7 protein-coding genes and 1 pseudogene are annotated in these 13,100 nt (G+C 67.3%); 2 read left to right on the plus strand and 6 right to left on the minus strand.

The window, feature by feature from the left end:
* Positions 1-106: 106 nt before the first annotated feature.
* Positions 107-515, minus strand: a pseudogene (locus G4Q83_RS01845) (DUF6792 domain-containing protein); the annotation flags it as partial.
* Here G4Q83_RS01845 and G4Q83_RS22850 point away from each other — a divergent pair.
* Positions 396-737 carry a hypothetical protein gene (locus G4Q83_RS22850; protein WP_246432425.1) on the plus strand — a complete coding sequence of 114 codons (342 nt, stop codon included), beginning with the start codon at positions 396-398 and terminating at the stop codon, positions 735-737. The pseudogene G4Q83_RS01845 and the gene G4Q83_RS22850 sit on opposite strands and share 120 nt — an antisense overlap.
* Here G4Q83_RS22850 and G4Q83_RS01850 read toward each other — a convergent pair.
* The 3 genes from G4Q83_RS01850 to G4Q83_RS01860 form a co-directional block, all read right to left on the minus strand.
* Positions 701-1,279 carry a hypothetical protein gene (locus tag G4Q83_RS01850; RefSeq protein WP_128418893.1) on the minus strand — a complete coding sequence of 193 codons (579 nt, stop codon included), beginning with the start codon at positions 1,277-1,279 and terminating at the stop codon, positions 701-703. The genes G4Q83_RS22850 and G4Q83_RS01850 overlap by 37 nt on opposite strands.
* A gap of 348 nt (positions 1,280-1,627) precedes the next feature.
* Positions 1,628-3,637: a M13 family metallopeptidase gene (locus G4Q83_RS01855; protein WP_128418850.1), complete on the minus strand. Its 2,010-nt coding sequence runs from the start codon at positions 3,635-3,637 to the stop codon at positions 1,628-1,630.
* 278 nt (positions 3,638-3,915) lie between these two features.
* Positions 3,916-6,015, minus strand: coding sequence for a M13 family metallopeptidase (locus tag G4Q83_RS01860; protein ID WP_185817323.1), 2,100 nt, complete (start codon positions 6,013-6,015; stop codon positions 3,916-3,918).
* Positions 6,016-6,258: 243 nt separating this feature from the next.
* Between G4Q83_RS01860 and G4Q83_RS01865 the strand changes: the two genes are divergently transcribed.
* Positions 6,259-7,851 carry a phytoene desaturase family protein gene (locus G4Q83_RS01865; RefSeq protein WP_128418852.1) on the plus strand — a complete coding sequence of 531 codons (1,593 nt, stop codon included), beginning with the start codon at positions 6,259-6,261 and terminating at the stop codon, positions 7,849-7,851.
* 104 nt (positions 7,852-7,955) lie between these two features.
* On the opposite strand, the gene G4Q83_RS01870 is transcribed toward G4Q83_RS01865, so the two are convergent.
* Together G4Q83_RS01870 and G4Q83_RS01875 are read right to left on the minus strand one after the other, a co-directional pair.
* Complete coding sequence (locus tag G4Q83_RS01870; protein WP_128418853.1) at positions 7,956-9,971, minus strand: alpha/beta hydrolase family protein; 2,016 nt, start codon at positions 9,969-9,971, stop codon at positions 7,956-7,958.
* 76 nt (positions 9,972-10,047) lie between these two features.
* Positions 10,048-12,837 (minus strand): TonB-dependent receptor plug domain-containing protein, encoded by a 2,790-nt coding sequence (locus tag G4Q83_RS01875; protein WP_246432244.1) that lies wholly within the window; start codon positions 12,835-12,837, stop codon positions 10,048-10,050.
* Positions 12,838-13,100 lie beyond the last annotated feature (263 nt).

The following is a 13,100-nucleotide window of genomic DNA, read 5'->3' on the forward strand; positions in this document are numbered from 1 at the left end:
GAGGAACGAAACATTGCCCCGGCTGGGTTTCATCGCCAAGCCTCCAGCGGTACCGGGCGGGTTGCGCGCGTCCACTCCGCTTGCGGTTGTCGTACCCGGCCTGCTACAGCGTGGCGATCTCCTGCGGAGTCGCATAGACCCGCACCTGGCCGTAGTGCTTGCTGGCGGCGCTGACCGGATCGCCGGCCATCACGTGGTTGACGACGTCGTGGCCGCCCTCTGGAATGCGCCGGTCCAGGCTGACCGCGCCGTAGGCATTGAAGGTCTCGCCTTTCAGGCCGAAATGGTGCGCGGCGACCTGGGTCAGGTCGCCGCCGAGGGAGTGGCCGGCGACGGTGACGTCGGGGGGTGGGCTGGCCGGTCTTGATGTGCTGCTGCTTTGCGTACTCCAGCGCGTGTTGGGTGAACGCAATGGCGTCCGCGGCCTGTGCATTGTGGCGAGTCGCGACCATGCCGCCATCGGCGTACACGCCGTCGCGCAGCGGCTGGCGATCGAACTCGGTGCCGCGGTGGATGACGATGAGTTCTCGGGTATCCACGCGCTGGTAGAGGATGCCTTGGTAGCCGGAAGGGCGGTTCACGTATTCGAGGCGCTTGTAGGAGGCTCCGCCGATGTCAACCGGTTTACTGTCTTCTCCTGTGTCGCGCGGTTTTTTATATGCATCGTTCGTAAGTACTGCGTATTGCTGGCTGGTCAGGCTCATGGATTCACCTTTTCAGTTTTCAATGTTATTTGAAATAAGTTGCTCCGATTTTGCTCGGCATACTTGTTCAAGTCATCTTCACCTGTATCAGGATAATTTCCCACGTCGCTTCTGGGGTATCCGCCCTTCCAAAAATAAGTGGTTTTAAGTGTGGAGCTATAAATTTCTTTTTTGAATAGCGATGGTTGAAATCTCGTCTCTTCATGCTTGCCGGTGGCCCTCAGTGTAATTCCAGCCCCGTTTAGCTCAAACAGGCAGATGCCCTTGCCATAGTAGTCTGCATCCACCATGCCATCAGCATAAATCGTTGCTACATAAGTGACCTCGTTGATCTTTTGGAAATGGATCGGGATGCCGCCTTCGCTTGATTTGCTCCATACGCCCGCAATGGGTTCGATGGGAGTGCAGTCTCTGTGGTTCGTCATTTCATAGAACGCGGTGCCCGATATATGCCCAAACGGCCCCGGCGCGTCCTCGATGGTCATCGTGATCCGGTACGCCTGGGTGGGATGCGGGCTCTTCCGGTAGACCGGATCGCCATCTTTCGTGAGTTGCTGCGAATTCTTGGAATGCATGTCGTTCCCGGTGCCGCCGCAGGCGCACAGTGCGATGGCGAAGAAAATCGGAAGCGACGCGGCGCGAATGTGGTTCATGGCGCTCCCTGGCCGGCGCTATGCCTGTCGGCGGGAATCGTATACCGGTTTTTCGGAAGTCCACAATCAAGGGTTGTCGCAGGGCGGACCGTCGCCTGATGGTGGGCGAGGCGATGCCCATGGGGATCTTGACGCTTCAGAACCGTGCTTGCGGTCGTTGCGGTATGTCGCGGATCGCTGGCGCCACACGCGACGACGGCGCGGTTGCCCGCGCCGTCGTGCATGCACTCTCTAATCTACCTCCACTCTCTACTCTATAAGCAGCCGCCATCACGGCCAGACGCGGATCTGCTCGGCGTCGCTGCGCACCATCGGCTGGCCAGCCTTGCAGGTGAAGGTGGCGGCGAAGGCGGGCAGGTTGGCCAGCGGGCCGTTGGCGCGCCAGCGGCCCGGCGCGTGCACGTCGGCGGTGACGCGCTGCACCGCTTCGTTGGGCGACAGCTGCTGGGCCCACAGGCTGGCCCAGGCCTTGTAGAACGCCTGCTTGCCAGCATCGGCGGCGGCCGGCTGGGCCGCGGCGTAGGCCTGCCAGGCCAGTTCGACGCTGCCGATGTCGGTCAGGTCCTCTTCCTGGGTCAACTGGCCGTTGACCTTGGCGCCTTTGACGCCGGGGAAGTCGTAGGCGCCGTACTGCGCCGCGGCGCGCGCGCTCAATGCAGTCCACGCGCTCTTGTCTTCCGGGGTCCACCAGCCGCGCAGTTCGCCCTTGGCGTCGACCAGGCTGCCCTTGCTGTCGATCGCACCGGTCAGTTCGTGCGCGACCAGCGCGCCGTAGCCGCCGTACAGTGCGGCGGCATCGCCGCCGGCGACGAACACCGGCGGCTGCAGCACCGCGGCGGTGACGATCAGGCGGTTCTGGGCGATGTCGTAGGTCAGCGCCGGTTGCTGTGGCAGCACGTCCCAGCGGCGGTCGGCGTTGCCCTTGCCGATGCGCTTCATCTCTTCGCGGTGGCGCCAGGTGGAGGCGATCAGCATGTTGCCGCCGAAGCTGCCGCGGCCCATCGGTTGCACGCTGTAGTCCAGGTCGCGGCGCGGCGCACCGACTTCGATCTTCAGCGCGGCCAGCTTGGCCTGCGCCTCGGCGCGCGCCTGCTCGCTCAGCCAGGTGTTGCGCTTGAGCGCGGCGATCTGGGTGTCGCGCAGCTGGCCGGCGACGGTTTCGGCCTGACGGCGGGTGTCGGCGCCGAGGTAGCGGTCGACGTATTCGCGGCCCAGCATCGGGCCGGCGGCGACGTTGATCGCGTCCAGCACCTGCGCCCAGCGCGGCGCGGGCAGGGTCTGGCCTTCCAGCACGCGGCCGCGGAACGCGAAGCTGGCGTCGCGGAAGCTCTTGGATAGGTACGGCGCCATCGCGTCGCCGACGCGCCAGCGCAGGTAGGCCTTCCACTGCCCGGGTTTGATGCTGGCGATCATGCCGTCGAGCTGCTTGAACATCTCCGGGTCGGCCAGCGACACCAGGTCGTCGTTGACGCCCTGCGCCTTCAGGAACGCATCCAACTGCAGGTTGCGGTACTGCTTGTTCAGATCCTTGGTGGAGATCGGCGCATAGTTGTTGAACGGGTTGTTGATGCCGGCCAGCGACTTGGCGCTGCGCGCCAGCGCGGTCTCGATCTGCAGCACCGACTGGGCGTCGGCCTCGAGGCTGGACGCCGGGCTGCCGGTCAGGGTCAGGATCTGCTTGACGTAGGCGCGGTAGCGGCCCATCAGCGCCACGGTGTCGGCGTCGGTGCGGGTGTAGAAGGCCGGGTCGGGCAGGCCCATGCCGCCTTGCATGAAGTAGCCGATGTGCCGGTCCAGGGCCTTGAGGTCGACGTCGGCGCCGAAGTTGAACGCCACCGGGATGCCGATCTGGTGCAGCGCGGCGATCGAGGCGGGCACGTCCTTGGCCTTCTTGATCGCGTCGATGCGGCCGAGCAGCGGCGCGATCGGATTGGAACCATCCTTCTCCACCGCCGCTTCGTCCAGGCCGCTGGCCCAGAAGTCGCCCAGTGCCTTCTGCACCGCGTTCTGCGGCGCCTGCATCGACGCGTCGAGCAGGTCGCGCTGCTGTTGCTGCGCGCGCACCGACAACTGGCTCAGGGCGGTGACCGCGCCGGTCTGCGGCAGCGGATTGCTCTTCAGCCAATCGGCATTGGCGTAATCGTAGAAATCGGTGCAGGCGGCGCTGACCACGGGCGCCTTGGTCGCGGTGCGCTTCTTCTTGGGCGCCGCATCGGCGGTGGAGGCGAGGGCGATCAGGCCGAGGGCGACAGCGAGGGCAAGCGGACGGGCATTGGGCATCGGGAGCGAATCCGGTCAGGATTGAAGTCGGCGGAGTTTAACAAGCCGTGGCCCGCAGCTGTGTCCATGCCGATGCGTCGCGCTCGCTAACCGGTTCAGACGGATGCGCATGCGCGCGCCTGGCTGTCGCGCGGCATCGTCGCGGTGCCGTTCCGGCCGGCGTCCGCCGCCGCGGCGATCGCCGCTCCCGGGAGACGCTGCGTCCGGCGCGCATGCGCAGCGCGCAAAGAAAAGGCCCGGACATGCCGGGCCTGTTCCCGCGCAGTGGAGCGCTGCGCTTACCAGATCACGACCTGCCGGTCGCCGGCACGCACCATCGGCGAGTCGGCCTTGCACTGGAACGCGGCGGCGAAGGCCGGCAGGTTCGACGGCGCGCCAATCGCGCGGAACTGCGCCGGCGCGTGCGGATCGGTGGCCAGGCGCACCATGGCGTTCTGCGGGGTGTACTTGGTGCGCCACCCGGTGGCCCAGTTGAGGAAGAAGTTCTGGTCGCGGGTCATGCCGCCCACCTTCGGGTCGTCCTTGCCCTCGGTGGCCTTCTTCATCGCGTCGTAGGCGGTGGTGAGGCCGCCCAGGTCGGCGATGTTCTCGCCCAGGGTCAGCTTGCCGTTGACCGGCTTGCCATCCACCTTGTATTCGTCGAACTGCTTGACCAGCTTGCCGGTGAGCGCGGCGAACTTCTTGGCGTCGGCCGGGGTCCACCAGTTCTCGAAGTTGCCGGTCGGCCCGAAGCGCGCGCCCTGGTCGTCGTAGCCGTGGGTCATCTCGTGGCCGATCACCGCGCCGATGCCGCCGTAGTTGAACGCGTCGTCGGCGTCGGGATCGAAGAACGGCGGCTGCAGGATGGCCGCGGGGAACACGATCTCGTTCTGCAGCGGGTTGTAGTAGGCGTTGACCGTCTGCGGGGTCATGCCCCACTCGGTCTTGTCCACCGGCTTGCCGATCTTGCTCAGGTTGTACTTGTAGTTGAACGCGGTGGCGGCGCGCACGTTGTCCAGGTAATTGTCGCGCTGGGTGCTCAGGCCGGTGTAGTCGCGCCACTTGTCCGGGTAGCCGATCTTCGGGGTGAAGGTCTTCCACTTGTCCAGGGCCTTGGCCTTGGTCTCCTCGCTCATCCAGGTGAGCTTCTCGATGCGCGCCTTCAGCGCCTGGCGCAGGTTCTCGACCAACTGCTGCATCTTGGCCTTGGCATCGGGGGAGAAGGCGACCTTGACGTACAGCTGGCCCATCGCCTCGCCGGCGCCGTCCTCGATGCTGCCCAGCACGCGCTTCCAGCGCGGCTTCATCTCGGCCTGGCCGTTGAGTTCCTTGCCGTAGAACGCGAAGTTTTCCTGCGCGAACGCATCGCTCAGGTACGGCGAGGCGCTGTCGACGGTGTGGAAGCGCAGGTAGGCGCGCCACACCGACGCGTCGGTGTCGCCCAGCGCCTTGCTCACTTCCTGGTGGAACGCCGGAATCGCCAGCGAGAACGTCTCCGGCACCGCCACGCCCTGCGATTCGAAGAACGTGGTCCAGGGGAAGTTCGGGGTCAGCTTGTCGGCCGCGGCCGGGGCGATCGGGTTGTAGGACAGTTCGACGTCGCGCGACAGCTGCTCGCTGGACTTGGAGACCTTGGCCAGCCGCGTTTCCAGCGCCACCACGTCCTTGGCCTGCTTGGCCGCGTCGGCCGCCGCCACGCCGGACAGTTCCAGCACCTTGGCCACGTGCGCCTGGTAGGCGGCCAGCTTTTCCTTCTTGTCGGCATCGAAGTAGTAGCCGCGGTCGGGCAGGCCCAGGCCGGCCTGCATCGCGTAGGCCATGTTCATCGACGAGTTCTTGAAGTCGGCTTCGGCGCGGAAGCCGAACAGGCCGTTCTCGCCCTTGGCCGCGCTCTGGCGCAGGTACTCGGCCACCGCCGGGCCGTCCTTGAGGCCGTCGATCGCGGTCAGGTCGGCCTGCAGCGGCGCGATGCCCTGCGCGTTGACCTTGGCTTCGTCCATGCCCGAGGCCCAGAAATCGCCGACGATCTTCTCTACGCCCTGCGCGTTGGCGGCAGCAGCCTGCTCGGCCAACTGGTGCTGCGCGGCCACCGAGCGCTCGTCCAGGATCGAGAACGCGCCCCAGCTGCTGCGGTCGTTGGGAATCTCGTTGGCGGCCAGCCACTTGCCGTTGACGTAGCCGGCGAAATCGTCGCAGGCGTTCTTGCCCGGGTCCAGGTCGTTGGTGCTGAACGCGCTGTACGCCGGCAGCTTGCTGGCGTCGAGCTTCAGGTCGGCCGGCGCCGCGGCAGGGGCCGGCGCGGCGGCCTCGGTCTTGGCGGCGTCCGCGGCCGGCGCGGCCGGCTCTTGTTTGCCACAGCCGCTCAGCGCGGCGCTCACGGCCAGGGTCAACATCAGCATCTGGGGATTGCGAAAGGTCACAAGGAAACTCCAAGCCAGCGTGGATACGGAATGGCCCGACGGGCCGTGGCGAGACTGTACGCCGCCGCCCGGGGTTTCAGGGGTGTCGAAGGTCATGGGCCGGGCGCGGCGGTCGGCCGCGAGCGCGCCGGCACCACCCCGCCGCGCGTGCCGTCCAGCGCTGCGGATTCCTGCGCCGGACCGGCGCGGGCCACGGCGCGGGACTGGCCTATGATGCCGGCCATGACCCGCCAATCGCCCTGCGATGCCCTGATCGTCGGCGCCGGCCACAACGGCCTGGTCTGTGCCGCCTACCTGGCGCGGGCCGGCTGGAAGGTGACGCTGCTGGAGCGGCGCGGGGTGGTCGGTGGCGCCGCGGTCACCGAGCAGTTCCATCCCGGTTTCCGCAATTCGGTGGCCGCGTACACGGTGTCGTTGCTGCAGCCGAAGGTGATCGCCGACCTCGGCCTGGCCGCGCACGGCCTGCGCATCGTGCCGCGCCGCTGCAACAACTTCGTGCCGCTGCCGGACGAGCGCTACCTGCTGGCCGGAGCCGGGCTCACCCAGGCGCAGGTGGCCAAGTTCTCCGCACGCGACGCCGCGCGCCTGCCCGCCTACGAGGCGCGGCTGGAACGCATGGCCGACGTGCTGCGCGCACTGGCGCTGCAGCCGCCGCCGAACGTCACCGATGGCGGTTGGGCGCAGGCGTTGCCGGAACTGCTGCGCGCCGGCCGCCTCGGCCGCCGCCTGCATGCGCTCGATCCCGGCCTGCGCCAGGAACTGCTGGATCTGTTCACCATCTCCGCCGCCGAGTACCTGGAGCGCTGGTTCGAGAGCGACCCGGTCAAGGCCTTGTTCGGCTTCGACGGCATCGTCGGCAACTACGCCAGCCCGTACACGCCTGGCTCGGCCTATGTGCTGCTGCACCACGTGTTCGGGCAGTGCAACGGGGTCAAGGGCGCCTGGGGCCATGCGCTCGGCGGCATGGGCGCGATCACCCAGGCGATGGCCGCGGCGGCGCGCGCCGCCGGCGCGCAGATCCGCACCGGCACCGGCGTGCGCGAGATCCTGGTCGAGGACGGACGCGCGGTCGGCGTGGTCACCGAACACGGCGAGCGCCTGCACGCGCGCCGCATCGTCGCCAACGTCAATCCCAAGCTGCTGTACGAGCGCCTGCTCGACCCGGCGCATGTACCCGCCGCCGTCCGCGAGCGCATGGCCCAGTGGCGCTGCGGCTCGGGCACGTTCCGGATGAACGTGGCGCTGTCGCGATTGCCCGAGTTCCGCGCGCTGCCGGGACCGGGAGACCACCTCACCGCCGGCATCATCCTGGCGCCGAGCCTGGACTACATGGACCGCGCCTACCGCGACGCACGCGAGCATGGCTGGTCGCGCGCGCCGATCGTCGAATTGCTGATCCCGAGCACCCTGGACGCTTCGCTGGCGCTGCCGGGGCGGCACGTGGCCAGTCTGTTCTGCCAGCACGTGGCGCCGCAGCTACCGGACGGGCGCAGCTGGGACGCGCATCGCGACGAGGTTGCCGAGTTGATGATCGCCACCGTCGAACGCTACGCGCCGGGCTTCGCCGCCTCGGTGCTGGGCCGGCAGGCGCTGACCCCGCTGGACCTGGAGCGCAGCTTCGGCCTGGTCGGCGGCGACATCTTCCACGGTGCGCTGAGCCTCAACCAACTGTTCAGTGCGCGGCCGATGCTCGGCCAGGCCGCCTACCGTGGCGCCATCCCAGGACTGTACCTGTGCGGCTCCGGCACCCACCCGGGCGGCGGCGTGACCGGCGCGCCCGGGCACAATGCGGCGATGGCGCTGCTGGGGCGTTGAGTGCGCATCCGACGCCATCAAAAAAAAGCCCTGGCAGCGCCAGGGCAACGGGAACGCGGAACATGTTTCGAGCGGCGACGGCTTGCCGCCGGGGGCGCCTCGACTCAGGGCGCGTCGACAACCGCTTGCGTTGCTGCGGCCGGCGCCGGCGCCGCGGCGCCGAGCAGATGGGCATCGAAGAACGCCAGCATCTTGCCGTACAGGTTGAGGTTGTTCTCTTCCTTGTAGAAACCGTGGCCCTCGCCGGATTGCACGATCACACCCGCGGGCGGATGGCCGGCGGCCTGCAGCGCCCTGGCCAGCGCTTCGGTGTGCTCGGGCGGGCAGCGGTCGTCGCGCGCGCCGGCGGCGAGATAGATCGGCAGCGTCAGCGCAGCGACGTGATTGATCGGCGACATCCGTTCCTGCTCGGCCGCGCTGCTGCCGAACGCGCGCAGCAGGTAGCGCTTGCCGCTCTCGTGCTTGCTGGTGTCGCTGAGCCGCAGCTGGATCTTGGCGTCGTACATGCCGACATAGCCGAACGCGCAGCGGAACAGACCGGGCGCGCGCACCGGCGCCATCATCGACGCATAGCCGCCGAAGCTGCCGCCGTAGATGCAGATCCGCGACGCGTCGGCCAGTCCCTGCCGGATCGCGTACTGGGTCCCGTCGACGATGTCGTTGATGATGCCGCCGTCCCACTGCCCGTAGGCGCGGTCCTGGAACGCCTTGCCGAAGCCGCCGGAGCCGCGGTAATTGATCTGCAAGGTGGCGTAGCCATGGCTGGCGAACATCTGCGCTTCGGGATTGAAGCCCCAGCTGTCGCGCGGCCCCATCGGCCCGCCGTGTACGTTGACGATCAGCGGCAGCCGCCTGGCCTGCGCGCCGGCGGGGACGGTCAGGTAGCCGTGAATGACCAGGCCGTCGCGCGCGGTGAAGCGGATCGGCTTGATCGTGGCCATCTTGGCGGTGTCGATCCACGGCCGGCTCTTCATCAGGAACCGCGCCTTGCCGCTGGCGCGTTCGTAGAGATACAGCTCGCCGGGATTCTGGTCGCTGCGCACGCTGACCAGGATGCGGTCGCCGTTGCGGGTGGCGCTGGCGAAGTCCACGTACTGGCCCGGGAACGCCGCAGCCAGGCGAGTGTACAGCGCCGCGTCGGGATGATCCTGGTCGAGCAGGGTGACCTGCGGCGCGCCGGCCTCGGTCACCGCCGCCAGCGCGACGTCGGACCCGTCGGTGGCGTTGATGGTGCGTGCGACCTCGCTGACCTGGTCCTGGAACAGCGCGGTGAAGCGGCCGCTGTGCGGGTCCAGGGTGCCGAACGCGCCCGGCGCCTTGCCGTCGTCGCGGGTGGCGTAGATCCTGCCGTCGGCGGCCGACCAGGCGATGTCCAGGCGCGCACCGTCGGCCTTGCTGGAATTGATCAGTTCCCACTTGCCGTTCTTCAGCGCGTAGGCCTCGCTGTGGCTGTCGAAGCCGGTGCTTTCGTCCTTGTCGCTCTGGCACGAGGCGAACGCGGGCAGCTTGTCGGCGCCCAGCGCGATCGCGCAGTTCTCCTTGGGCGCGCGGCCCAGCGATTTGCGCCGTCCGCTGAGCGTGTCGATCATCACCACTTCGGTGCCGGCGCCCTCGGACGAGCGCGGATAGCGCACCTGCATGATCACGTTGAGGTCGTCGTCGCGCAGTGTGTCCAGCAGCGAAAACGCTTCGCGGCCCACGCTCTTGCCGCGCTGGGTGACGCTCTGGGTGCCGTACTCGATCAAGGTGCGCGGTTGCGTGCCGTCGGCGTTGACCGCGAACCATTCGCCGGTGCCCAACGGCCGTTCGAACGAACCGACCTTCTTGACCGCGGTGAACAGCAGGCGATGGGGGCCGGCCCAATAGAATGCGCCGACGCTCTTGTTGTCGGGCAGCACGCTGACCTTGATCGGCTTGAGGTCGCGGGTGCCGAGCACGGTGAGCACGTCCTGCTCGCCGCGGTCCACGGTCAGCGCCAGGTACTCGCCGTCGGGGGAGATCTTGGCCGCGCTGTAGGTGGGGCGTTTGACGAAATCGGATAGGGGCGGAGCGGGGACGGCTGCCGCCACGCCGCCATGCAGGGCCATGCCCAGTGCACAGATGCCGAGAAGTCGCTTCATGAAACAGATCCTTTGCGATGGTGCACCCGGCAAGCGCCCGGATCGCCGGGCGCCTGCCTGCCTGGAGCGTCGCCGCTCAGCGGAAGCGGTACTGGAACTCCGCCGCCACTTCGCGGCCGTACGGGCTGTAGGCGCGCCAGAAGTACGGGTAGGTGTTGTAGCCGCTGTCCTTCGGATGGGTCTTGTCGAACACGTTGTTGACGTAGAAGTTGACCATCAGCTTGTCGGTCAGCTTCTTGCCCACGTTCGCGTTCCACACCAAGTACGGTGCGATGCGGCCGGTTTCCTGCCAGTTCGGCAGGCTGCCGTAGCGGAGCATGAACAGCGCCGCCTGCCAGTCGTTCTTCTCCCAGGTCGCGGTGGTGCGGATGCGGCTGCGGAAGTCGAAGTTGGTCAGGTTGTCGCGGTAGTCGAGAATCGGATCGCCCTTGAACTCGCTCGACATCTGCTCCAGCGTGTGCGAGTAGCCGACCTGGAAGCGGAAGTTGCCCAGGCGATCGGTGTCCAGGCGGTAGTCCAACGACGCGTCGATGCCCTTGGTACCGAGGAACGCGCGGTTGATCGGGCCGCGGCGGATCTCGGTGATCTGGCCATCGTTCGGCGTGCCCGGCGCGCTCAGGCGGCTCACCCGCGACAGCATGTCGTTGCAGAACGCCGAACCCGGCGCGCCCAGCGTGAACGGATTGCGGTTGCGGGTCAGCCCGGTTGTGCAGCCGGCTTCGCCGTCGAGGATGTAGCTGGAACTGATGTCGGCGACCACGTTCTCCAGGCGGATGTCGTAGTAGTCGGCGGTGAGCGACAGGCCCTCCATCACGTCCCAGACCACGCCGGCGGTCCACGACTTGCCGGTCTCCTCGCTCAGCGCGGTGGTGCCCTGGCGCACGCCGAACGCGCTGTAGTTGACCGTGCTGTCCGAGGCCGGACACTGCGCGGCGCTGCGGCCGCTTTCCAGGCAGCGACGGGTGTCGAAGATGCCGCTGAACGAACCGCTGCGATCGGCGAACACGTAGTGCAGGTCCGGCGCGCGGAAGCTGGTGGAGTAGGAGCCACGCAACAGCAGGTTGTCCAGCGGCCGCCATTCCAGCCCGGCGTTCCACGTCTTGGCGTCGTCCACGGCGGTGATGTCGTCGTATTTGTCCAGCCGGCCGGCCAGGTGCGCCTTGAGCGTGCTCAGGATCGGGATCGACATTTCCAGGCCCAGCGCATAGCGGTCGCGTTTGCCGCCGCCGCCGGTGCCGGTGAAGTTGTACGGGCGATCGGCGCCGGTGTAGTCGGGCAGGATGCGCGGATCGGCGTTGAGCTTGTACTCCTGTTGCGAGGCTTCCAGGATCGCGGCGAAGCCCAGCGCGCCGGCCGGCAACTCGAACAGGTCGCCGGAGACGACGAAACTGCCCTGGTTGACGTGCGAGTTGGCGTCGGTGTCGACCGAGGTGCTCAGCGCCGAGAACTGCTCGGGGGTCAGCGCGGTGTAGTAGCGCTGCTGGTTCAGGCGGTACACCGGATAGCTGACGCCGCCGACCACGCGGGTGCCCAGCTGCGGTCCGAGGAAGTAGTCGTTGATCGCCGAGGCCGTCAGCCGCGGGTACTTGACCTTCACTTCGTACTCGGCGCGCGACAGGGTCAGGTCCCAATCGAAGCGGTCGGCCCATTTGCCGCGCAGGCCGGCGGCGAAGTCGTAGGACTTCTCCTTGTTCCTGGCCATCAGGCGCTCGACGCCGCCGGCTTCCTGCGGGGTGAAGATACGCAGCGCGTCGACCAGTGCGTTGAAGCCGGGGTCGAACCATAGCGCGCCGCCGCTGCGGCCGTTCCAGAACTGGGTGCCGGAGGTGTACTTGGCTTCGGAGGACCAGGCCTGCAGGCTGGCCCAGCCCTGGGTGCCGCCTTCGAAGTCGAAGGTGCCGTAGGCGTAACCGGACAGGTCGTTGTTCTGGTTGCGGATGGTCTGGTAGCCCGGGTCCTTGAAGGTGCCGCAGGCCTGGCCGAGATTGGTGATGGCGCCGGTGCTGCTGGCGGTGCGATAGTTCCAGCGCACCCACTCCTCGCCCAGCTGCTCGCAGGCGCCGGCGGGAGGCGCGAAGTAGGAATTGGCGCTGGAACCGGTGCGGCGCCGTACCCGCATGGTGCCGGCCGGCTGGATGCCGACGAACGCCGGCGGCAGCGGGTTGTCCAGCGAGGAATCCATGAAGTCGCGCTGGTAGGCGAACAGCGGCTCGCCGGCGGTGTATTCAAAGGCGTAGGTCAGGCTCCAGCGGTCGCCGGTCTTGCCGCCGATCCACTGGAAGTCGCCGGTGTCGCCGCCGCCGCGGGTCAGCGTGCTGCCGCGCAGCTTGACCAGGTCGCCCTCGTAGTTGGTTTTGAGGATCACGTTGATCACGCCGGCCACCGCATCGGAGCCGTAGATGGCCGATGCGCCGCCGGCCAGGATCTCGATCCGATCCACCGCCGCGGCGGGAATGTTGCCGAAGTTGGCGAAATTGCTCTGGGCGTTGTACGGCAGCGGGTAGTCGGCGGCGCGGCGGCCGTTGATCAGCAGCAGGGTCCGCCCGGGACCCAGGCCGCGCAGGTTGATGACGCTGGCGTTGGGCGTGAAGCCGCCCTGGAACAGCTCGTTCTGGGTCGAGCCGGAGGCCTGGGTCAAGGTGTTCAGCGCGTCGAAGACGGTGTTGAAGCCTTCGCGCTCGATCTGCCCGGCGGAAATGATGGTGACCGGCAAGGGACCCTCGACCTCGGTGCGCTTGATGCGCGAACCGGTGACCGTGACCTTGTCCAGGGTGTGCGCCTTTGCGCCGGTCGCCTCGGTCAGTTGTTCCGTTTCGCTCGTCGCGTTTTGCGCGAACGCCTGTCCGAAGGACAGGGCAAGAACCATGGATACAGCAACGACCAGAAGACTCCGCTTGGGAGTCGATGCTTCGACTGACATGAAATTCCCCCAGGTACTGTCGAGTACGCAGCTCCTCCTGAACCGGTACGTTCTCAAAGAACGCGCAATCCCTGTCACGTTTCTTGACCGTAGCATGAATGAGCGGTGCAGGTAACATCAAAGTGGCATTTTCTTGCAAGAACCCGAAACATTTAAGGTGTAACGTTACAGGGCCACGAGCAGCCCTGCCGCGGCGCAGTGCCCGTCCG

This window comes from Xanthomonas theicola, from assembly GCF_014236795.1.
Lineage (GTDB): Bacteria > Pseudomonadota > Gammaproteobacteria > Xanthomonadales > Xanthomonadaceae > Xanthomonas_A > Xanthomonas_A theicola.

Bases quoted from the DNA above. Each gene is read 5' to 3' on its own strand.
- G4Q83_RS01850 (WP_128418893.1), bottom strand. From the start codon at position 1,279: ATGCATTCCAAGAATTCGCAGCAACTCACGAAAGATGGCGATCCGGTC.
- G4Q83_RS01855 (WP_128418850.1), bottom strand. From the start codon at position 3,637: ATGCCCAATGCCCGTCCGCTTGCCCTCGCTGTCGCCCTCGGCCTGATC.
- G4Q83_RS01860 (WP_185817323.1), bottom strand. From the start codon at position 6,015: ATGCTGATGTTGACCCTGGCCGTGAGCGCCGCGCTGAGCGGCTGTGGC.
- G4Q83_RS01865 (WP_128418852.1), top strand. From the start codon at position 6,259: ATGACCCGCCAATCGCCCTGCGATGCCCTGATCGTCGGCGCCGGCCAC.
- G4Q83_RS01870 (WP_128418853.1), bottom strand. From the start codon at position 9,971: ATGAAGCGACTTCTCGGCATCTGTGCACTGGGCATGGCCCTGCATGGC.
- G4Q83_RS01875 (WP_246432244.1), bottom strand. From the start codon at position 12,837: ATGGTTCTTGCCCTGTCCTTCGGACAGGCGTTCGCGCAAAACGCGACG.